General features: G+C 64.0%; 16 protein-coding genes. 2 read left to right on the top strand and 14 right to left on the bottom strand.

What is annotated here, in order from left to right:
• Positions 1-18: 18 nt before the first annotated feature.
• The 11 genes from serS to P9A16_RS25665 form a co-directional block, all read right to left on the bottom strand.
• Positions 19-1,302, bottom strand: a complete 1,284-nt coding sequence (serS, locus tag P9A16_RS25715; RefSeq protein ID WP_278026033.1) for a serine--tRNA ligase — start codon at positions 1,300-1,302, stop codon at positions 19-21.
• Between the two features lie 69 nt (positions 1,303-1,371).
• Positions 1,372-2,208 (bottom strand): twin-arginine translocase subunit TatC, encoded by an 837-nt coding sequence (gene tatC, locus P9A16_RS25710; protein ID WP_023511866.1) that lies wholly within the window; start codon positions 2,206-2,208, stop codon positions 1,372-1,374.
• Entirely contained in the window at positions 2,205-2,828 is a 624-nt protein-coding gene (tatB, locus tag P9A16_RS25705; RefSeq protein WP_023511865.1) for a Sec-independent protein translocase protein TatB, read from the bottom strand. Before tatB ends, tatC begins: the two co-directional genes overlap by 4 nt.
• Positions 2,829-2,919: 91 nt before the next feature.
• Entirely contained in the window at positions 2,920-3,117 is a 198-nt protein-coding gene (locus P9A16_RS25700) for a twin-arginine translocase TatA/TatE family subunit (protein WP_023511864.1), read from the bottom strand.
• 42 nt (positions 3,118-3,159) lie between these two features.
• A complete protein-coding gene (locus tag P9A16_RS25695; RefSeq protein ID WP_023511863.1) occupies positions 3,160-4,263 on the bottom strand; it encodes an ABC transporter ATP-binding protein in 1,104 nt (367 codons plus the stop codon).
• Positions 4,264-4,327: 64 nt separating this feature from the next.
• Positions 4,328-5,059 carry an SMC-Scp complex subunit ScpB gene (scpB, locus tag P9A16_RS25690; protein ID WP_023511862.1) on the bottom strand — a complete coding sequence of 244 codons (732 nt, stop codon included), beginning with the start codon at positions 5,057-5,059 and terminating at the stop codon, positions 4,328-4,330.
• Complete coding sequence (locus tag P9A16_RS25685; protein ID WP_051758631.1) at positions 5,034-5,843, bottom strand: segregation and condensation protein A; 810 nt, start codon at positions 5,841-5,843, stop codon at positions 5,034-5,036. The genes scpB and P9A16_RS25685 overlap by 26 nt, the downstream gene beginning before the upstream one ends.
• Positions 5,844-5,956: 113 nt before the next feature.
• Positions 5,957-6,976, bottom strand: a complete 1,020-nt coding sequence (nagZ, locus tag P9A16_RS25680; protein ID WP_023511860.1) for a beta-N-acetylhexosaminidase — start codon at positions 6,974-6,976, stop codon at positions 5,957-5,959.
• A gap of 125 nt (positions 6,977-7,101) precedes the next feature.
• Entirely contained in the window at positions 7,102-10,413 is a 3,312-nt protein-coding gene (locus tag P9A16_RS25675) for an SPOR domain-containing protein (RefSeq protein WP_023511859.1), read from the bottom strand.
• Positions 10,414-10,476: 63 nt separating this feature from the next.
• Positions 10,477-12,237, bottom strand: coding sequence for an arginine--tRNA ligase (argS, locus tag P9A16_RS25670; protein WP_024270459.1), 1,761 nt, complete (start codon positions 12,235-12,237; stop codon positions 10,477-10,479).
• Between the two features lie 66 nt (positions 12,238-12,303).
• Positions 12,304-13,524 carry a deoxyguanosinetriphosphate triphosphohydrolase gene (locus P9A16_RS25665; RefSeq protein ID WP_023513988.1) on the bottom strand — a complete coding sequence of 407 codons (1,221 nt, stop codon included), beginning with the start codon at positions 13,522-13,524 and terminating at the stop codon, positions 12,304-12,306.
• Between the two features lie 218 nt (positions 13,525-13,742).
• On the opposite strand from P9A16_RS25665, the gene erpA reads away from it, so the two are divergent.
• Together erpA and xth are read left to right on the top strand one after the other, a co-directional pair.
• Positions 13,743-14,075, top strand: coding sequence for an iron-sulfur cluster insertion protein ErpA (gene erpA / locus P9A16_RS25660; RefSeq protein ID WP_023513989.1), 333 nt, complete (start codon positions 13,743-13,745; stop codon positions 14,073-14,075).
• 35 nt (positions 14,076-14,110) lie between these two features.
• Positions 14,111-14,902, top strand: a complete 792-nt coding sequence (gene xth / locus P9A16_RS25655) for an exodeoxyribonuclease III (protein ID WP_037406760.1) — start codon at positions 14,111-14,113, stop codon at positions 14,900-14,902.
• Positions 14,903-14,956: 54 nt separating this feature from the next.
• Here the strand turns inward: xth and exoR are convergent, their stop codons facing one another.
• The 3 genes from exoR to P9A16_RS25640 form a co-directional block, all read right to left on the bottom strand.
• A complete protein-coding gene (gene exoR, locus P9A16_RS25650; protein WP_037406752.1) occupies positions 14,957-15,760 on the bottom strand; it encodes an exopolysaccharide production regulator ExoR in 804 nt (267 codons plus the stop codon).
• Positions 15,761-16,123: 363 nt separating this feature from the next.
• Positions 16,124-17,377, bottom strand: coding sequence for an OmpP1/FadL family transporter (locus tag P9A16_RS25645; RefSeq protein WP_023512144.1), 1,254 nt, complete (start codon positions 17,375-17,377; stop codon positions 16,124-16,126).
• A 358-nt stretch (positions 17,378-17,735) separates the two neighbouring features.
• The gene (locus P9A16_RS25640) at positions 17,736-20,663 is read right to left on the bottom strand and encodes a valine--tRNA ligase (protein WP_023515115.1); all 2,928 of its coding nucleotides are present in this window, start codon (positions 20,661-20,663) and stop codon (positions 17,736-17,738) included.
• Positions 20,664-20,703 lie beyond the last annotated feature (40 nt).

Below are 20,703 nucleotides of genomic sequence, written 5' to 3'. Positions count from 1 at the left end.
TCATCTCCGCCTTCCGCCTCAGGCGGCCTTCTCGATCTTCTTCAGGCCGCCCATATAGGGCAGCAGCACGTCCGGCACGGTGACCGAGCCGTCCTCGTTGAGGTAGTTTTCCATGACGGCGATCAGCGCGCGGCCGACCGCCGTACCCGAGCCGTTCAGCGTGTGCACGAACTTCGTCGCCTTGTCGTCCTTGCCGCGATAGCGCGCATTCATGCGCCGCGCCTGGAAATCACCGCAGACCGAAACGGACGAGATTTCGCGGAACGTATCCTGGCCGGGCAGCCAGACTTCCAGGTCATAGGTCTTGCGGGCGCCAAAACCCATGTCACCGGTGCAGAGCGTCATGACGCGGTAGTGCAGGCCGAGGCGCTTCAGGATTTCTTCTGCGCAGGCCGTCATGCGCTCGTGCTCGTCGATCGAGCTTTCCGCATCGGTGATCGACACGAGCTCGCACTTCATGAACTGATGCTGGCGCAGCATGCCGCGCGTGTCGCGGCCGGCCGAGCCCGCTTCCGAACGGAAGCATGGCGTCAGCGAGGTGAAGCGCAGCGGCAGCTTTTCCTGATCGACGATCTCCTCACGCACGAGGTTGGTGAGCGAGACCTCCGCGGTCGGGATCAGCCAGCGGCCGTCCGTGGTGCGGAACAGGTCGTCGGAGAACTTCGGCAACTGGCCGGTGCCGAACATGGCATCGTCGCGCACGAGGAGCGGCGCATGCACTTCCGTATAGCCGTGCTCGCCGGTGTGCACATCGATCATGAACTGGCCGAGGGCGCGCTCAAGGCGTGCGAGCTGGCCCTTCAGCACGGTGAAGCGCGAGCCGGCGATCTTGGCTGCGGCTTCAAAATCCATGTAGCCGAGGGCTTCGCCGATCTCGTAGTGTTCCAGCGCCTTGTGGTTCCAGCCGGGCTTGGCGCCCCATTTCAGCTTTTCCACATTGCCGGCCTCGTCGGTGCCGACAGGCACATCGTCGAGCGGAATGTTCGGGATGCGCGACAGGGCGTCGTTGAGCTCGGCAGTGACCTGGCGCTCCTCTTCCTCGGCGGCGGGAAGCTGATCCTTGATGGCCGAGACTTCGGTCTTCAGCTTCTCGGCGAGCTCGCTGTTTTTCGCCGCCATGGCCGCGCCGATCTCCTTGGAGGCGGCGTTGCGGCGCGACTGCATGTCCTGCGCCTTCTGGATGACGCTGCGGCGCCTCTCGTCGAGATCGATGAGGGCCTTTGCCAGGGGGCTCGCACCGCGCTTTGCCAGGGCGGCGTCGAGAGCGGCGGCGTTGTCGCGGATCCATTTGATATCAAGCATTGTCGTTCCAGGCGTTCCGTGGATTGAGGCCCACCCGCGCCCGGCAGCACAGTGCGACGACGCCGGGGATCAGGCCTTGTCGGCCTCTTCCGGCGTCGCAACGACCTCGTTCTCCGCATCCTGCGCGTTCGAGGCGCTCGCCCGCTGCCGTTCGATGAGTCGGGCCGTATAGATGGAAATCTCGTAGAGAAGGATGGCCGGCAGTGCAAGGCCGATCTGGGAAACCGGATCGGGCGGCGTCAGCACGGCGGCGACCACGAAGGCGATGACGATCGCGTATTTGCGCTTGTCGGCAAGCGTCTGGGAATCGATGAAACCGGCCCGCACCAGCAGCGAGGAAACCACGGGAAGCTGGAAGACGAGGCCAAAGGCGAAGATCAGCGACATGATGAGGCTGAGATATTCCGACACCTTCGGCAGGAGCTGGATCGACACCTCTCCCTCGCCGCCGCCCTGCTCCATGGCCAGGAAGAACCACATGACCATGGGCGTGAAGAAGAAGTAGACGAGCGCCGCACCGATGAGGAAAAGGATCGGCGAGGCGATCAGGAACGGCAGGAAGGCGGCGCGCTCGTTCTTGTAGAGGCCGGGCGCGACGAACTTGTAGACCTGCTGGGCGATGACTGGAAACGCGATGACCAGCGCGCCGAACATGGCGACCTTGATCTGCGTGAAGAAGAATTCCTGCGGCGCCGTGTAGATCAGCTCGACATTGCGGTGCGAAAGCCCCGCCCATGTCACGGCCCATTTGAAGGGCAGGACGAGCAGATTGAACAGCTGCTTGGCAAAATAGAAACAGACGAGAAAGGCAACGAAGAACGCGCCGACCGCCCAGAGAAGGCGCTGGCGAAGCTCGATCAGGTGCTCCATGAGCGGCTGGGGCTTGTCTTCCATATCGCCGCTCATGCGTCGCCCTTCTTGGTCTTTGCAGTCTTGGCCTTGGCAGGCGCCGCCTTCTTTTCGGCGGAGGCCTTTGCGGCCGGCTTTTCAGCCGCCTTGGCGACGGGTTCGGCTTTCGCGGCCGCCTTGCGGGGCTTTGCCGCCTTGTCCGTCGCGTCCGCGGGTTTCCTTGTCGCCGTCTTCTTCACCGGTCCGGCTTTCAACGGAACGGCAGCGACGGGTTCGGCGGAAACCGGCTTCGGCACCTCGGCCGGCACGGCGACCGGCGTGCTGCCGGCAACGCCTTCCGTGGGCGTTGCGGCAGGGGCCGTCGAGGAGACGGAGCTGGTCGTCTTCTGAAGATCAGCCTTGATGTCGTCGCCCATCTGGCGCAGCGGGTTGACCGCCTCGCGGATGGTGTTCAGCGGATTGAGCTTCTGCGCCTCGCCGATCGTCTTCTTGACGTCCTCGAGGTCCGCTTCGCGCAGCGCCTCGTCGAACTGCTGGCGGAAATCGCCCGCCATGCCGCGCATCTTCGACATCATGCGGCCGAACGTGCGCAGCATCTGCGGCAGGTCCTTCGGACCGACCACGATGATCAGGACGATCGCGATGACGAGTATTTCGGTCCAGCCGACATCAAGCATAGGGTACTGTCCTCATGGGCTGCGAACCACCGCTCGCAGCCGCCAGGTCACGCTGCACGGATTGACCCGGCAAATCCAGGTTCAACGCCGCTCACTTGACCTCGTCAGCCTTGTGATCGACGGTCTTGGCCTTGTCGGCAGCGGCGGCTTCCTCGTCGGACATGCCCTTCTTGAAGTTCTTGATGCCCTTGGCGACATCGCCCATCAATTCCGGAATCTTGCCGCGGCCGAACAGCAGCAGCACCACCACCAGAACGATCAGCCAATGCCAGATGCTGAATGAACCCATATTCTTGACTCCCTTTCGAACTCGTACCCCGATGTAAGACGTTCAGCCGTCTTTTTCAAACACTAGAATGTCGCGGTGGTTAGCCGAAAGCGTGACGTCGCGCAATCCGGAAGCCAACTGATCGGCCCTGACGCGCGCCCGGATCGGCCGATCTGTGCCCGGCACGGCGAGATCGAGCAGCTCCACCACCCCGAGAAAACGCCGCGACAATATGCGTGCGGGGATTTCACCGCCCGTTTCCATCACCCGCAGCCCGGAAAGGCGCACCGCGACATGGACCTTCTGGCCGTCGGAAAACCGCTTGCCGTCGACAGTGCCGAGCGGCGTTTCGACCACGCCCCCGTGCACGCGGCCGGGAAACTCGTTGATTTCGGAGAAAAAGGCGGCGGCGAAGATATTTTTCGGATTGAGATAGAGCTCTTCCGCCGTGCCCACCTGCACGAGCCGACCATCCTTCAACAACGCGATGCGGTCGCCCATGCGCATCGCCTCCTCCGCATCATGGGTCACCACGATGGCGCTGGCACGCGACTGGCGCAGGATCGCCAGCGTATCGGCGCGGATCGAGTCCTTGAGGCGCGAATCAAGTCCGGAAAACGGCTCGTCCATCAGAAGCACCGAAGGGCGCGGCGCAAGCGCCCGGGCGAGCGCCACGCGCTGCTGCTCGCCGCCCGAAAGAACATGTGGAAACTTCTGGGCATAGTGCGCGAGGCCGACGCGTTCGAGAGCGACCTGCGCCTCTGCCTCCGCCTCTGCGCGCGGCAGCGCCGTCAGGCCGAAGCGCACATTGTCGAGCACGGACATATGCGGGAAGAGCGCGAAATCCTGAAACATCAGCCCCACGCCGCGCCGCTCGGGTGGCAGGAAGACGGTCGGACCGGCAACCTCGCGGTCGTTCAGAAGCACGCGGCCGGCCGTCTGCGCCTCGATGCCTGCGGCAATGCGCAAAAGCGTCGTCTTGCCGGAACCGGACGGACCGAGCAGGCACAAGACCTCGCCGGGCTCCGCCGTCAGCGAGATGCCGCGGATCGTTTCCTTGTTGTGGTAGCTGTGGTGGATATCCTCGAAGGACAGGCGCGCCGCGAAGGTGACCGCCGATGCCCGTCTCGTCTCGTTGCCGTTGGAGCCTGACGGGTCCAAAACCATGTGCCGAAGTCTTTCCCTGCCGCCGGCACAGGCGCCGACGGTACAGTCCTGTCATAAGCTTCGTTTATTCGTCTTCTTTTCCGCCCGGTGTCAAGAGACCGAGTTCTTCGAGATCCAGCTGGGTGATCGGATCCTCGTCGTCCGCAAACTCGTCCTCGCGCAGCGGCATGGGGACCTGGAAATTGGACGGAATGCGGCCGGACAGCAGGCCGGCGCCCTTCAGTTCCTCAAGGCCCGGCAGATCGCGCAGGTCCTCCAGGCCGAAATGATCGAGGAAATCACGCGTGGTGCCGAACGTCACCGGGCGGCCCGGTGAGCGGCGGCGGCCGCGAAACCGCACCCAGCCGGCCTCCATCAGCACGTCGAGCGTGCCCTTCGAGGTCTGTACGCCTCGGATATCCTCGATCTCCGCGCGGGTGACGGGCTGATGGTAAGCGATGATCGACAGAACCTCGAGCGCGGCGCGCGACAATTTGCGCACCTCCGTCTCCTCCGTCCGGATGACGAAGGAGAGGTCCGGGGCCGTGCGGAAGGCCCAGCTGTCATCGAGCTGCACGAGGTTGACGCCGCGGCCTGCATAGAGTGCCTTCAGCTCGCGCATGACATGCAGCACATCGACGCCGCGCGGCAGCCTGTCGGCGATATAGGCCTGCGAGACCGGTCCGGCGGAGGCGAAAACCAGCGCCTCGGCAATGCGCGCTGCCTCGTGCAGTCGACGTGGATCGACGATCGTGCCGGCGTCCGCATCGCGCGGTGCGTCGTCCCCCGGCTCAGCCACGTCCGTCGCCCCCGTCATCGTCGCCCTCGGGCTTGGGTCCGCGGCGCAGGTAGATCGGCTGGAAGGCACCGTCCTGGCGCAATTCCAGGCGCCCTTCCCTCACCAGCTCCAGCGTCGCTGCAAACGCGCTGGCGATCGCCGTGGTCCGCTCCGTCGGGTTGCGCAGGTAGCGCAGGATGAAGTTGTCGAGCGCCGCCCAGTCGTCCTCAAAGCCGCCGACGAGCAGCGACAGAATTTCGCGCGCATCGGAGAGCGACCAGACGGTGCGTTTCTCGATGGTGACCTGCGTGACCGCGTGGCGCTGGCGCAGCGACGAATAGGCGTTGAGCAGGTCGTAGAGCGAAGCCTCGAAGGACGAGCGCCGCTCGGTCGGAATATGCTCCGGCATGCCGCGGGCAAAGACGTCGCGGCCGAGGCGGTTGCGGTTGATGAGCCGCGTCGCCGCATCGCGCATCGCCTCAAGCCGCTTCAGGCGGAAGGCGAGGCTTGCCGCCATCTCCTCGCCGGAGGGGCCATCGTCCTTCGCCTGCTTGGGAATGAGCAGGCGCGACTTGAGATAGGCAAGCCAGGCCGCCATGACGAGATAGTCCGCGGCCAGCTCGATGCGGATCTTGCGCGCCCGCTCGATGAAGACGAGATATTGTTCGGCAAGCGCCAGCACGGAGATGCGGGTAAGATCCACCTTCTGCGTGCGGGCGAGATGCAGCAGAAGGTCGAGCGGGCCTTCGAAGCCGGCGAGATCGACGACGAGGCTCTCCTCGGTAAGGCCCCGCGCCTCGGCGTCCTGCCACAGGTCGGCCATCGGCGCTTGCGCGCCGCGCCCTTTCTTCGGTGGCTTCGACCCCGTTCCCTGCACGTCGCCCCTCTTTATCGTGCCGCGCGCCCGCGCCTGCGGGAGCCCGCTTGCGGCGGCTGTCAGGCCACCGCGATCATGGCGTTGAACTCTTCGCGCAGCGCCGCCTCGTCCGCCCCGTCCGGCGTCGGGAAGCCTGCACGCACCGCATTCGCCCGCCGCAGGCTGTCGCCGGTCAGTGGCGGAACGTTCTCGGTCACCGCGATCATTTCCTCCATGATGCCATGGCAATGCAACACCATGTCGAGGCCGGCAGCAATGATTCCCCGGCTTCTTGCGGCAATATCGCCCTTCAGCGCGTTCATCGACACGTCGTCGGACATCAGAAGCCCGTCGAAACCCATATGGCCGCGGATGATCTCGCTGACGACCTTTGCCGAGGTGGTCGCCGGATTGTCGGCATCGATGGCGGTAAAGACGATATGGGCGGACATCGCCATCAGCTCGTCGTTCATGCGGCGGAAGGGCACGAAATCGCAGGCCTCCAGCTCGGCGCGGCTGGCATGCACGACCGGCAGATCGTGGTGCGAATCGACCATGGTCCGGCCATGGCCCGGCATGTGTTTCATGATCGGCAGCAGGCCGCCGGCCTTGAGACCTTCGGCAGCCGCCCTGCCCATCACGGAGACGATCTCGGGCTCCTGTCCATAGGCACGGTTGCCGATGACGTCGTGCACGCCCGGCACGGCGACGTCGAGCACCGGCAGGCAATCGACATTGATGCCGAGGCGGAGGAGATCGAAAGCATGCAGGCGCGACATCAGCCAGGCGGCGCGCAGCCCCTTCTCCGCATCGGCGCGGTAGATCGCACCGAGCGCGGCGGCATTCGGATACTGCTGCACATGTGGCGGCTTGATGCGCTGGACGCGGCCGCCCTCCTGATCGATCAGCACGGGGATATCCGCGTCGCCGCCAAGGCAGTCGCGCATCTCGGCGGTCAGGTCCGCCACCTGCGCCGGCTCGCCGATGTTGCGGCCGAACAGGATGAAGCCCCACGGCCGCTCGCTGCGGAAGAAGGCTTTCTCGTCGGCGGTCAGACTCAGGCCCTTGCAGCCCGAAAGGAAGGATTTCGATTCGCTCATGTCCGCAATCTTAAAGGTTCGATGGAGAAAACGAAGGAGTGCCCTGCCGGCTCCTGCGGCAGCAGCCCGTCGGAATCGAAGAGGCGCGGACCCTGCCCGCGCCTCTCCAGAAAATCAGCGTCTCCTCAGCGGGTGACGAGGCAGCTGCCGCCGGCGCTCTTATAGCGGCTGCAGAGCGAATTGGCCTCCTCGCGCGAGCCGGCCGGGATACGGACGCGGAAGTAGGTACCCTTGTTCGGGATTTCCGCCTTCTTGATGTCCACGCCGCGCCCACCGATGACGGAGGAGAACTTCGAGGAGAGCGAGTTGTAGCTCTTCTGCGCTTCCGCTTCCGAGGGCAGCGAGGCGATCTGGATGACGTAGCTGCCGGGGGCGACGGCTGCGACCTGCGTCTGTTCGGCCGTCTGCTGCGTCTGCGTCGCCTCGGCGGTCTGGGTGCCAGAGACATTGCCGTTTTCGGTCACGGTGCCGACCACGTTGACCGGCTGGTCGATCGGACGCGTGCCCGGAACCGGCGCATTGCCGTCCGTCGAACCGCTCGTGGCGCCGATCGTCGTCGTCTTCACCGTGCGCACCGGCGCCGTGTCGTCGACTTCGGCATTGGCGACTTCCGCCAGCACGGACCGCGGCTGGCCTTCGCTGGCCGCCTGCTCGGCGCTGAGCGAGGCATTGGTGTCGACCGTCGCATTGGCCGTGGCAGCGGCCTCGCCCGAGGCGCTGCCGGTGGTCGCGGTCGCCTTGGCGTCGAGACCAACAACCTCCGTTGCGGGCTCGCCGACCGTTTCTTCGCGGGCGACGAGCGTGCCGTCCGGCTTGACGATCATCGTCTTGACCTTGCGCGGCGAGACGAGCGGCTTGTTGCCGCCTTCGGCCGCGGCCGTTTCCGGTTCATCGACACCCGGCAGGACACGGTTTTCGTTTTCCGCGGCAATGACCGCCTCGACGCCGTCTTCCGGACCATCGAACGGCAGGGTTTCCGGCGTCAGCGTGCGCTGCACGACATCGACGGGCTCTTCCGTGGAGGTGACGAGTTGGTCCTGCTGCGGGGTCGCGGCCGTATCGCCGGCAACACGGTCATAGACCGCCTTGTCCTGGTTCGGCACGGTCTTGCCGCCCTTTTCCTCCGGCACGACCTTGACCGGCTCCTTGTCGGCGAGGATCACGCGCGGCTCGCCCGAACCGGCCGTGCCGCCGGTAAAGGCCGTCCAGGCATAGACGCCACCGCCGCCGACCATGAGGAGGGCCGCGACGGAAGCCGCGATCAGCAGACCGCGACGCGGGCGGGACTGTTCGTCGTCGTAGCCATCGCCGGCATAGTGCGTGTTGGCCTGGCCGGGATCGACGGGGATCGCCATGCGCTCGGGCTGGCTCAGCGAGCGACGGAAGTCCTCTTCCAGGGCGCGTTCGAAATCGTCGACGTCGTTGATCTGCGCCGCCGGCTGGGCGACGGCCGCGGCAACCGCACTGGCGGCAATGCCGGCGGTGCGGTCTTCGCTGCGCGCCTTGGCAGCCGGCTCGGTGAAGAGCTGCGCCATTTCCGCGTCGATGTCGAAATCATAGTCCGGCTGATAGGCCGGCGGCTTTTCCTTCTCGATGACGGGAAGCTGCGGCACGTCGAGTTCGGTAACCGGGGAAACCCCCTCGTCCGTCTCGGTGATCATCGTCGGATCGAAGGGCAGCGCACCATCGGCCATTTCCGAGATGACGGGCTGCGGCGCAGTATAGGTCGAGACGGGGACCGCCACGACAGGCTCGCGGCGCACCGGCGTCTGCATCTCGACGGGCCTTACGGCCTCGACACGGGCCTGCGGACGGGTTTCAAGCCGCGCCTCCGGCGCCTTGACCTCCTGCCGCACCGGCTCCTCGTCGAGCGAAAAATCCGAAAGATCGAGGTCGATGTCGGAGAGATCGAATTCCAGGTTCTCGATATCGAGCTCCGGCTCGACGGCCACCGGGGTCGGCTTTGCAACCGGCTCGGCGCGCGCTTCGACAACCGGCGCACGATAGGCGTCAGCCACCGGGCTCTGAACGGGCGCGAACACCGGCTCGCGCGCGGTTTCGACCATCGGGGTGCGCGCCGTCTCCACACTCGACTGGCGTTGCGCGACCGGCGTCGCGCGGCCGAAAATCGAGGAAACGTTTGCCAGGCTGTTGCGCGGCGTCGTGCTCACGGCCGCGAGCGAGGCGGCGGCAAGCGTGGCTGCCTCCAGAGAAGGCCGGCTGTCCGGCACAGGGTAACGCTCGACCTCGGCCAACAGGGAATCCGCATCGTGGTTGCGGCCGGGCTCGACCGTTTCCAGCCGGTAGTCGGGTTCCGCATCGCGGGCGGGCTCGGCGTCCTGCCACTGCGTCTCTGCTTCGGCCACGGCGCAGGCACGGTCTTCCCGCGTCTCGAACGGCATTTCGGCAACAAAATGCGGCTCGTCCCGGGCATAGGCCGGTTCCGCATGGAACGGCTCGGAAACGGGGCGGCTCGCCGCGTCGGACATCCAGTCCTGGAGGGTCGGCTCATGGCCGGCTTGCGCAACATCGGCGGCGCGGATGTCGGAGAGCAGGTCATCGGCAAAACCATCGCCGATCGACAGCTCCAGTTCGCGCTCGAGATCGAGGCCGATCTCGTCGATCGGATTCTCCTCCGGCGCGAGGGGCTGGAAACCAAGGACGACGGGCTGGCGCTCGTCGGCGCTGGCAACGACCGGGGTATCGACAATCGGTTCGCTGCGCACGGGCGGCTCGAAGCGCGGCTCCAGCCGGTCGACGAACTGGCGGCCGGCATGCATTACCGGCTCGACATCGACGGCAGGAACGTCATGCACAGCCGTTTCAAGCTCGTCGGCGAGCAGCAAGGCCGGATCGAAATCAAGCTCGGGCTCAATCTCCACGGGCGCCGCATCCGCGACGATCTCTTCCTCACGGGGCAGCTCCGCCACGTGCTCTTCAACCGGAAGCGCATGACCGGCATCGCTTTCAGCGACAACCGGCTGCTCAATCTCGGCCGGACGCTGCTCGTCGAAAGACGGCTCGGCGCCGAAGAACTGTTCCTCGAAGGAGGGCTCGTGATGTACGGCATCGCGCGGTGCCACGTCACGCGTCGGCACCGCGTCGAGGATGGCTTCGCGCTCTTCCACGACCGGTGCCGGCCTGTCGAAGACGGGCTCGACATGGCGCGGCGTAGCGCGCTCGGCAACGACCGGCTGGACGCTCTCGCGGCGCGGCGTGTCATATTGCTCGAAGGCGCGCATCAGCTCGTCCTCGAGGGCGAGCACGGGATTGTCCATCCGCGGGACCGCCTGGGCGGGCTCGGAGGAAGACTTGCTGACGTCCTGGACCGGACGCGGTTCGTAGCCGACGAGACGGGCAAGCTCAGCCAGCGGATCGTCGTCCGCCAGGAGATCCGTGTCAGCGGTTCCGCTTCGCGCGAAGTTCTTGTCTGCCATACTGCTTCCCACTCACAAGCTACAAATACGCATTTGCCAGCTTATTGTGGGCAAATGGTGACGTTACCGCATTTCGTTCGGTGCAGCCGTGCCTGTAATGGACAGGCCCGACTTAAGAACAGAGGCGACAGCGTGCACCAGCCCAAGTCTGGCGATACTCAATTCTCTATTTTTATCGTTAACAAACCGTAATTCCGGCTGCTCTTTGCCTTTATTCCAGTGAGCGTGGAATGAACTGGCAAGATCATAGAGATAAAACGCGATGCGGTGCGGCTCGTGCGCGAGTGCAGCACCCTCGACGACACGCGGATATTCTGCGAGCTTCGCCAGAAGCTGCAACTCGCTCGGATCGGCGATGTTGCCCGCGATCGCGGAAGCGAAATCGAGCGCGGCAACATCGAGATCCGGGAACGCCTCGGCCGCCTGGCGGAACACCGACATGCAGCGCGCATGGGCATACTGCACGTAGAACACCGGATTGTCCTTGGACTGCTCCGTCACCTTGGCGAAATCGAAGTCGAGCGGCTCGCTGTTCTTGCGATAGAGCATCATGAAGCGCACCGGATCGCGACCGACCTCGTCGACAACGTCGCGGAGCGTCACGAAGTCGCCGGAGCGCTTCGACATCTTCACCGGCTCCCCGTTGCGGAACAGCTTGACCAGCTGGCAGAGCAGCACGGTCAGCTTGGACTTACCCTCGGAGACCGCGCGCGCAACCGCCTCCAGGCGCTTGACGTAACCGCCGTGGTCGGCGCCGAGCACATAGATCATCTCGTCGAAGCCGCGGTCGAACTTGTCCTTGAAGTAGGCAACGTCGGCGGCGAAATAGGTATAGGATCCGTCCGACTTGATCAGCGGGCGATCGATATCGTCGCCAACTTCCGTCGAGCGGAAGAGCGTCTGCTCGCGATCTTCCCAGTCTTCCGGCAATTGGCCCTTCGGCGGCGGCAGCACGCCCTTGTAGACATGGCCCTTGAAGGTCAGGTCATTGATCGCCGTGCGGATCGGCGCGCCGTTGCCGGCATGCAGCGAGCGTTCGGAGAAGAAGACGTCGTGCCGGACATTGAGGGCCGCGAGATCTTCGCGGATCATCACCATCATCGCGTCGATCGTCTTGTCCTTGACGATGGGCATCCACTGTTGCTCCGGCATGGCGCGCAGCGTCGTGCCGAATTCCTCGGCCAGCGCTTCGCCGACCGGAACCAGATAGTCGCCGGGATAGAGGCCCGACGGAATATCGCCGATCGTCTCGCCGAGCGCCTCGCGGTAGCGCAGGAAGGCCGAACGCGCGAGCACGTCGATCTGCGAGCCCGCATCGTTGATGTAATATTCCTTGGTCACGCCATAGCCGGCAAAAGCGAGCAGATTGGCCAGCGCGTCGCCGACCACGGCGCCGCGGCAGTGACCGACATGCATCGGTCCCGTCGGGTTGGCGGAGACGTATTCGACGTTCACCTTGCGGCCCGCACCGAGGGAGCCGCGACCATAGTCGGTGCCGGTCTTGACGATCGCGGCCAGCAGCTTCTGCCAGTAGGGTACGGAGAGGCGCACATTGATGAAACCGGGACCGGCGACGCTGACATCGGCGACTTCCGGGTCCTTCTTGAGTTCGGCGACGATGAGGTCGGCCAGCGCCCGCGGATTGAGGCCGAGGGGCTTTGCCAGCACCATCGCAGCATTGGTCGCAACGTCGCCGTGGCTCGCATCGCGCGGCGGCTCGACGCCGATACGACTGAAGTCGAGATCGGCGCGCTTCTCGCGGACGATCTCAAGTCCTTCGAGTACGTTTTTGATTCTGCTATCGAAATCTGTAAAAAGGTTCATCTCATCCATCCGCACGCAGCGGCCCGTTTCGAGCCATTTCTGCGAAGAAGTTCAGGTGGCGGCTGACTATCGCAATTCGGGGGTATGGTCAAACAGCCGGCGATGGGTGTTGACCGCGTAGTTGTCGGTCATGCCGGCAAGATAGTCGCCGACATGGCGGGCGCGCGCCGTCTCCGGCATGGTCGCGATGCGGTCCACCCAATAGTGCCCCTGCATCAGCTGCGGGTCGTCCATGTAAGCGTGATAGAGGTCCGTGAGGATGGAAGCGGCGTTCGCCCGCACCCGCATCACCTCCGGATGCCGGTAGATGCGCGAGAACAGGAGCTTCTTGATCTGCTTGTCCGTGACGGCCATCTCCGCGGAGAAGGTCGCCAGGCAGCGGCGCGCCTTGCGCACGTCCTCTGCGCTCTCGGGCCGCTCCTCGTGGATCGCCTGCTGCGCATAGCCGATCACGTCCTCGACCATGGCGGTGATCTGCCGGCGCATGATCTCGTGGGTGAAGCGCGAAGCCTCGAGATCCGGATAGCGCTCGCGCACGTCGCGCATCAGCCGTGCGAGGAACGGCACGTCCTCGAGCATCTCGAACGTGAGATAGCCCGAGCGCAGGCCGTCGTCGATGTCGTGGGTGTTGTAGGCGATGTCGTCGGCGATTGCGGCGACCTGCGCCTCCATGCTGGCGAAGCTGCCGAGCTCCAGGTCGTGTATGGCGCAATAGTCGAGGATCGGCCGCGGCACCTCCTCGCCATGGGTGCACTCGCCGGTCGGCCCGATCAGCGGACCATTGTGCTTGACGAGGCCTTCGAGGCTTTCCCAGGTCAGGTTCAGCCCGTCGAACTCGGCATAGCGCCGCTCGAGCTTGGTGACGATGCGCAGCGACTGGGCATTGTGATCGAAACCGCCGAAGGGTTTCAGCACCTCGTGCAAGGCGTCCTCGCCCGTATGGCCGAAGGGCGTGTGGCCGAAATCATGCACCAGCGCCACGCCCTCGGCGAGATCCTCGTCGAGCTTCAGGGCGCGGGCGAGCGCGCGGGCGATCTGCGCCACCTCGATCGTGTGGGTCAGGCGCGTGCGATAATGATCGCCATCGGCGGCAATGAAGACCTGCGTCTTGTGCTTGAGACGCCGGAAGGCGGTGGTGTGCACGATGCGGTCACGGTCGCGCTGGAAGTCCGACCGTGTGGGGCTCTCGGCTTCGGGATGGAGCCGCCCACGGGTCGCCCAGGGGTCGGAGGCATAGATGGCGCGTTGCCCCGCGCCAAAACCCAGCGCATGTCTGTCGAACGTCATTCTTCACCTGCATTCACGCCGCCCATTGACGCGGCCGCAATGCCTTCATACCTATAGTGTGCACAGCGGCAAGTCCGGCTGCAAGCCGAGCTTGAAATACAAGCCTTTTCAAGGATTTGTATAAGACGGCCCGCAGCGGGCGACGCCAGGGACGGTAAAGGCGCCGTCTTCGAAGGATAGCGATTCTCTCCGGATCTTGACCCCGGCAGGAGGCAGACATGACCGACAAGTCCGTTACCATTTCCGACGCCGCCGTCCGGCGCATCGCGTCGATCCTCACAGCGTCGCCCGAAAAGCAGGCGCTGCGCGTCTCCGTGGAAGGCGGCGGCTGTTCCGGCTTCTCCTACAAATTCGACCTCGTCGAGGACCAGCAGGACGATGACATGGTGCTCGAGCGCGACAATGCGAAGGTGCTGATCGACCAGCTCTCCCTCGTCTACATGGACGGGTCCGAGATCGATTTCGTCGATAACCTGCTCGGCCAGTCCTTCCAGATCAAGAATCCGAATGCCGTCGCCAGCTGCGGCTGCGGCACCAGCTTCTCGATCTGACCTTTCAGAAAACCAAGACGGGAACCCGCATGCCGATCAAGATTGCCACCTGGAACATCAACGGCGTGCGGGCGCGCATCGACAATCTCGTCGCATGGCTGAAGGAATCCAATCCTGACATTGTCGGGCTCCAGGAAATCAAGACGGTCGACGAGGGATTTCCACGCGGTGAGATCGAAGCGCTCGGCTATCACGTCGAGACGCATGGCCAGAAGGGCTTCAACGGCGTCGCCCTGCTCTCGAAGATCCGCCCCGACGAGGTGAACCGCGGCCTTCCCGGCGGTGACGGTGACGAGCAGTCCCGCTTCATCGAGGGTGTCTTCTCCGTCGAAGGCGGCGTCATCCGTTTCTGCTCACTCTACCTGCCGAACGGCAACCCGGCGGACGATCCCGTCAAGTTCCCCTATAAGCTTTCCTGGATGGACCGGCTGATCGCCTTTGCCGAGGACCGGCTGGCGCTGGAGGAACCGCTGATCCTTGCCGGCGACTACAATGTCATTCCCGAGCCGCACGACTGCTGGGACGTCAAGGTCTGGCAGCGGGACGCGCTCTACCTGCCGCCCACCCGCCAGGCCTTCCGGCGTCTCGAAAACCTCGGTTTGCTGGATGCCGTGCGCGCCTCGACCGACGCCGTGCCGCATTATACGTTCTGGGATTACCAGGGTGGCTGCTGGCCGAAGAATTTCGGCATCCGCATCGACCACCTCATGCTGTCGGCCGAAGCCTCCGATCGCCTCGTCTCGACCGCGGTCGAGAAGCATGTGCGCAACTGGGAAAAGCCGTCCGACCACGTTCCCGTGGTGGCCGTGCTGGATTACGCGGCCTGATACGCCCGGCCCGCAGACCTGCGGGCGCAAACCGGCCTCAAATTTTCCTGAAAACTATTCTTCCGGATTGAACCGGATGCTTTGCGCCAGTGCGACGCCCTTGCGGCGATCAGCCTCGCTGGCGACGGAGAAGGCCTCTTCCTGCGTGGCCTGCAGCCAGCCGCAGTCCTTCGGCGGGCAATGATCGAGCGCGGCGGTCATGAAGGCAAGCCCGCGGGCCGTCTGGCCTTCCTGGAAAAGGATGTTGCCGAACAGGCCCATGGCGCCGGCATGGCCATTGTTGCGGGCGCGGTTCAGCCACTTCTTGGCCTGATGCACGCTGACGCTGCCGCCCTCGCCCGAGAGCATCATGCGGCCGAGCTGGAACTGGGCCTCGGGAATGCCGAAGGCGGAAGCCGCCTGGAAATAGAGCTGGCGGGCCTGCGTCATGTCGATCTTGACGGGGCTGTCGGGAATGCCACGACGATAGTAGCTGGCAAGCGCAATCAGCGCATTGGCAAAATAGCCGGTGTCTTCCGAGCCCGGCTCGACGCCGGCCTGGGCGATCTCGCTGTACATCTTGAAGGCTTCGAGGTCGTTTTCCGGTACGCCGTCACCATCGGCATACATGTTGGCGAGCGCCCAGCGCGAGCCGGTATGGCCCTTTTCGGCCGCATAGCGGTACGCCTCGACGGCATCGCTCTTGCGCCCCTCCTTGTAGGAGAAGAAACCGAACTTGAAGAGATCGAAGGGCCCGCTTTCCTTGCTGACGCCGGATTGGGGATCGAATGCGAGAGCCTGAGACGCCGCTCCAAAGGAGAGCGAGAGACAAAGACCCAATACCATTACTTTCATCGGCATCAACTCGGACTTCGGCATCACTTCTACAATTCCGCGCCGAACCTTGTTCCTTCCGCCAAACCGGGAATGCACGACTTTCGTGCGGTTTTCCGGCAACTCCGGCGGCAATGACATCGGCTGGCTCATCGTTTCCTTGGGCGCGGTTCCACGCGTCTACATGTCCGTATCGCTGCGCCCCGTTTGTGGCGGGAAATGGACATTTCGTCGCTTCCCTGAAGGTGTAGCAAACTCTGGGAAAAAAAGTGTTGCGATTCCATCACATATTTTCAGGCGTCGCTGTGTTCTTCCCATCAAGCCTGCCGTGAAGCAACGAAGTGTTAACCAAGAAAAAGGGCCCGGTGATGACACCGGGCCCGATTCTGATCGTTTTGGTCCGCCAGATCAGAACTTGATCTTCAGCGACGTGGAGATCGCCGTCACCAGGTCGTTGTCGAAGTCATAGGAGACGCGGCGGCCGAAGGTACGGCCGTCCTTGACGACCTGACCGGAGGAACCGCTCGTCAGGATGCCCAGCGCGCCGCTCAGACGGAACTCGACATTCTCGTTTGCCGCGTAGGAAAGGCCCGTGCCGACGGTCCAGGTGTCGGTATGCGCACCGATGCCGGTGCCCGTGCCGCGGTCCCAGGTCAGGCTCAGGGCGCCGCTGAGCTTGTCGTTGAACTTGTGGCCGACGCCGCCCGAAACGGTCCAGCCGTCGCGGTAGAGCAGATCGAGCGAGGTCACTTCCGTCGGGCCGCTCGTGCGGCAGTCGACACCGCGCGTGGCGATCGGGCAGAAGGGCAGGCTCTGCAGCTGGCTCCAGTCGGTCCACTTGATCGAGCCGAAGGCCAGCCAGTCCGGCGCGATGCCTGTCTGGAACTTGAACTCAAGTGAATCGGGCATGTCGGCGGAGCCGAAGACCGGCGTGTTGACGCCGGCAAAGCCCGGCAGAACCGCGCCGGGAACCTGGCGCAGGTCCATGGTGCCGGTGATGTCGTCGAGCTTCACCGCGCTGTTGTAGACGAGGCTGGTGCGCAGCGCATATTCCTCGATCTCGTAGGCGATGCCGGCGCGCCAGCCCCAGCCCTCACCCTCCAGCTTGAGACGGCCCATGCCGTTCAACGGCGAGCCCTCGGGCATGGCGAAGACGAGACGATCCTTGAAGCCGGAGACCTCCTGGTAGAAGCCGCCGCCGATCACACGGAACTGGCCCGGCCCCATGTCGAAGGAGTAGGAGCAGGTCGCCGCGTAGTTATGGCTCTCGATCTTGGTCTCGACATTGTCGTTGGCCCCCGCCCAGTTGCGGCCGGGATTGATATGCGCGCCCCAGGGCTGGGAATAATCGGCCATGCAGTCGATGGAATCGGTGATCGCCGCCTTGAAGCCGATGCGCGGCACCCAGTAGCTTTCCGTATCGCGAATGCCGTTGTTCGGCAGGCCGTTCAGGTCGCCGTCGAGGGGAATGTTGTCGCGGACGTTGTTCATGTCGCGCTGCGGATTGACGAAGGTCACCGCCGATTCGAAGATGTAGTCCGAGGGATCGAACAGCAGGTCGATATTGTACCCGCCACGCTCCAGGCCGCCCGCCTGTGCGGATGTCGCCGCCAGCAGGGCAAGCGCCGTCATCCCTCCAAGGCTGATGTTCTTCCGGTTCATGCAATCCTCCCCTGCGCAACGCCGGCGCAAATCGCAGCTGCCTCTGCGTCCCGCCTCTCCACCCCGACTATCGAAGAGGACCACGAGATTGGCAAACCCCAGTTTTTGCCCCTAACTTCCAGTGGGTATTCAAAAAATTACGTAAGCTTTTCATGAAGCCCCTCAGCAGTTGAGCGGCCTGAAATGATTTTTCAAACAGTAGGGACGTTTCCGCTAATAAAGAGTTATCTTTTCTATAGCGATAATGACCTGTTACATTTGGGAGACAGTCGGAATTTTGCGGAATAACCGGCGAATAGAAAACCGCGCCGGAGATTCCGGCGCGGTTTTCATCGTTCCCAGATAAATTTGAGGGGAATCAGCCAGCTTCGCTGACGCGGGCGAGTGCCACCGCCAGGCTGGCGAGCTGTTGTTCCAGCTCGGCGAAGCGTTCGCGCTCGGCTTCCACCACGTCAGGCTTGGCATTGGCGACGAACTTCTCGTTCGACAGCTTGGCCTGAATGCGCGTGGCTTCCGCCTTCGCCTTCTCGATCGCCTTTTCGAGTCGTGCCTTTTCGGCTGCCAGGTCGATCAGCGTGCCGAGCGGCAGGCAGGCGGTCGCCTCGCCGACGACAATCTGCGCGGCCCCCTTGGGCGCCGTGTCCTCCAGGCGAATCTGTTCGACGCGGGCAAGGCGGCGGATGGCCGAATCGTGCGTTTCGAGGCGCTTCTTCGTCATCGCATTGGCATCGACCATGACGAGCGGGGCCGTCGCACTCGGCGGCACGTTCATTTCCGCGCGCACCGAGCGGATGCCGGAAACGAGGTCGATCAGCCAGTTGATCTCGTCGGCCGCCGCCTCGTCGCCATAGGCCGGCGACGGCCACTCGGCGTGGCAGACCAGCGTGTCGCGGGTCTTGCCCTCGCCGGCCGTATGCGCCCAGAGCTCTTCCGTCATGAAAGGCATGAACGGGTGCAGGAGCTTGTAGATCTCCTCCAGGACATAGGCCGCGCAGGCCTGCGATTCCGCCTTGGCAGCCGCATCCTCGCCGCTGAACACCGGCTTCAGAAGCTCCAGATACCAGTCACAGAACTGGTTCCAGACGAAGCGGTAGAGCGTGCTCGCCGCGTCATTGAAACGATAGGTCTCGATCGCCTCCGTGACGTCCCGCGCCGTACGGGCGAGTTCCGTCAGGATCCAGCGATTGATCGTCAGCGAGGCCGCTTCCGGCACGAATTTCGGATCGGACGCGACGCCGTTCATCTCGGCAAAGCGCGTGGCGTTCCACAGCTTGGTGCCGAAGTTGCGGTAGCCGGCGATGCGGGCCGGATCGAGCTTCACGTCGCGGCCCTGCGCAGCCATGATGGCCAGCGTGAAGCGCAGCGCATCCGCGCCGTATTCGTCGATCAGTTCGAGCGGATCGATGACGTTGCCTTTCGACTTCGACATCTTCTGCCCGTTCTTGTCGCGCACCAGGGCGTGGACATAGACGGTGTGGAACGGCTCGATGGGGTTGCCGTATTCGTCCTTCATCAGGTGCAGGCCCATCATCATCATGCGGGCAACCCAGAAGAAGATGATGTCGAAGCCGGTGACGAGCACGTCGGTCTGGTAGTATTTTGCCAGTTCCGGCGTCTGTTCCGGCCAGCCGAGCGTCGAGAACGGCCAGAGGGCGGACGAGAACCAGGTGTCGAGCACGTCCTCGTCGCGCGTCAGGATATCGCCCGGCGCAAAATTCTCCAGCTTCTCCTCGACCCAGGCCTTCCAGGGGCCTTCATGGGCGATGTAGTGCTGGATGGCGGCGTGCAGCGCCTCTTCCTCGGTCTTCTCGACGAAGACCTGACCATCCGGACCGTACCAGGCCGGGATCTGGTGGCCCCACCAGAGCTGGCGCGAGATGCACCACGGCTCGATGTTTTCCATCCAGTCGAAATAGGTCTTTTCCCAGTTCTTCGGCACGAAATTGGTGCGGCCCTCGCGAACCGAGGCGATGGCGGGTTTGGCCAGCGTCGCGGCGTCGGCGAACCACTGGTCGGTCAGCATCGGCTCGATGACGACGCCGGAGCGGTCGCCGAACGGCTGCATGACCTTCTTGTTCTCGACGAAGGGCACGTCGTTGCCTTCGGCATCCTTGACGGTGACCGCCAGACCCTCCGCATTGATCGCATCGACGATACGCTTGCGGGCCTCATAACGATCGAGGCCGCGATACTCGTCGGGAACGAGGTTGATGTCGTCGACCTCGGCCTCGTTCGGCACGTGGCCGGTCTTTGCGATGTCGAGCGCCTGCGCGGCGTAGAACGCATAGGGCTCGCCGTCGGCGCGCAGGGCGGCGCGTGTGTCCATCAGGCGGTAGAGCGGAATGTTGTTGCGACGGGCGACCTGGTAGTCGTTGAAATCATGAGCCCCGGTGATCTTGACCGCGCCGGAACCGAAATCGGGCTCCGGATATTCGTCGGTGATGATCGGGATGAGGCGGCGATGCGCCTTCGGGCCGACCGGAATCTCGCAGAGTTTGCCGACGATCGGCGCATAACGCTCGTCGGAGGGATGCACGGCGACAGCGCCATCACCCAGCATCGTTTCCGGGCGCGTGGTCGCGATGGAAATGTAGTCGCGCTCTTCCTGGAAGACGACGTTGCCGTCGGCGTCCTTCTCGACATAGGTGTAGGTTTCCCCGCCGGCGAGCGGGTACTTGAAGTGCCACATATGGCCGTCGACTTCCTTGTTCTCGACTTCGAGGTCGGAAATCGCCGTTTCGAATTTCGGGTCCCAGTTGACCAGCCGCTTGCCGCGATAGATCAGGCCTTCCTTGTAGAGCGAGACGAAGACCTCGAGGACAGCGTCGGACAGGCCCTCGTCCATGGTGAAGCGCTCACGCGACCAGTCGCAGGAGGCGCCGAGGCGCTTCAGCTGATTGAAGATCAGGCCGCCTGATTCCGCCTTCCACTCCCAGACCTTCTCGACGAAGGCCTCGCGGCCCATCTCGCGCCGGCCCGGCAGCTTTTCGGCGGCGAGCTTGCGCTCGACGACCATCTGCGTCGCGATGCCGGCATGGTCCATGCCCGGCTGCCACAGCACGTCCTTGCCGCGCATGCGCTCGAAGCGGACCATGATGTCCTGCAGGGTGTTGTTGAGCGCGTGGCCCATATGCAGCGAGCCCGTCACGTTCGGCGGCGGGATCACGATGGTGAAGGTCTCGGCGCCGGGCTTTGCGCCCTCGCCGGCGCGGAATGCGTCCGCATCTTCCCATGCCTTGGCAATGCGCGGCTCGACCGCTGCGGAATCATAGTTTTTTTCAAGCATTTTCGTGCGTGGCCTGCTGTTTGTCGGTTGCGTTTTCTAA

Origin of the sequence: Shinella sp. 838, from assembly GCF_029623935.1 — a bacterium.
GTDB lineage: Bacteria > Pseudomonadota > Alphaproteobacteria > Rhizobiales > Rhizobiaceae > Shinella.
The sequence above is the reverse complement of the archived record's forward strand: the minus strand, read 5'-3'. Positions and strand labels throughout refer to the sequence as shown.

Bases quoted from the DNA above. Each gene is read 5' to 3' on its own strand.
- serS (WP_278026033.1), bottom strand. From the start codon at position 1,302: ATGCTTGATATCAAATGGATCCGCGACAACGCCGCCGCTCTCGACGCC.
- tatC (WP_023511866.1), bottom strand. From the start codon at position 2,208: ATGAGCGGCGATATGGAAGACAAGCCCCAGCCGCTCATGGAGCACCTG.
- tatB (WP_023511865.1), bottom strand. From the start codon at position 2,828: ATGCTTGATGTCGGCTGGACCGAAATACTCGTCATCGCGATCGTCCTG.
- P9A16_RS25700 (WP_023511864.1), bottom strand. From the start codon at position 3,117: ATGGGTTCATTCAGCATCTGGCATTGGCTGATCGTTCTGGTGGTGGTG.
- P9A16_RS25695 (WP_023511863.1), bottom strand. From the start codon at position 4,263: ATGGTTTTGGACCCGTCAGGCTCCAACGGCAACGAGACGAGACGGGCA.
- scpB (WP_023511862.1), bottom strand. From the start codon at position 5,059: ATGACGGGGGCGACGGACGTGGCTGAGCCGGGGGACGACGCACCGCGC.
- P9A16_RS25685 (WP_051758631.1), bottom strand. From the start codon at position 5,843: ATGGCCGACCTGTGGCAGGACGCCGAGGCGCGGGGCCTTACCGAGGAG.
- nagZ (WP_023511860.1), bottom strand. From the start codon at position 6,976: ATGAGCGAATCGAAATCCTTCCTTTCGGGCTGCAAGGGCCTGAGTCTG.
- P9A16_RS25675 (WP_023511859.1), bottom strand. From the start codon at position 10,413: ATGGCAGACAAGAACTTCGCGCGAAGCGGAACCGCTGACACGGATCTC.
- argS (WP_024270459.1), bottom strand. From the start codon at position 12,237: ATGAACCTTTTTACAGATTTCGATAGCAGAATCAAAAACGTACTCGAA.
- P9A16_RS25665 (WP_023513988.1), bottom strand. From the start codon at position 13,524: ATGACGTTCGACAGACATGCGCTGGGTTTTGGCGCGGGGCAACGCGCC.
- erpA (WP_023513989.1), top strand. From the start codon at position 13,743: ATGACCGACAAGTCCGTTACCATTTCCGACGCCGCCGTCCGGCGCATC.
- exoR (WP_037406752.1), bottom strand. From the start codon at position 15,760: ATGCCGAAGTCCGAGTTGATGCCGATGAAAGTAATGGTATTGGGTCTT.
- P9A16_RS25645 (WP_023512144.1), bottom strand. From the start codon at position 17,377: ATGAACCGGAAGAACATCAGCCTTGGAGGGATGACGGCGCTTGCCCTG.
- P9A16_RS25640 (WP_023515115.1), bottom strand. From the start codon at position 20,663: ATGCTTGAAAAAAACTATGATTCCGCAGCGGTCGAGCCGCGCATTGCC.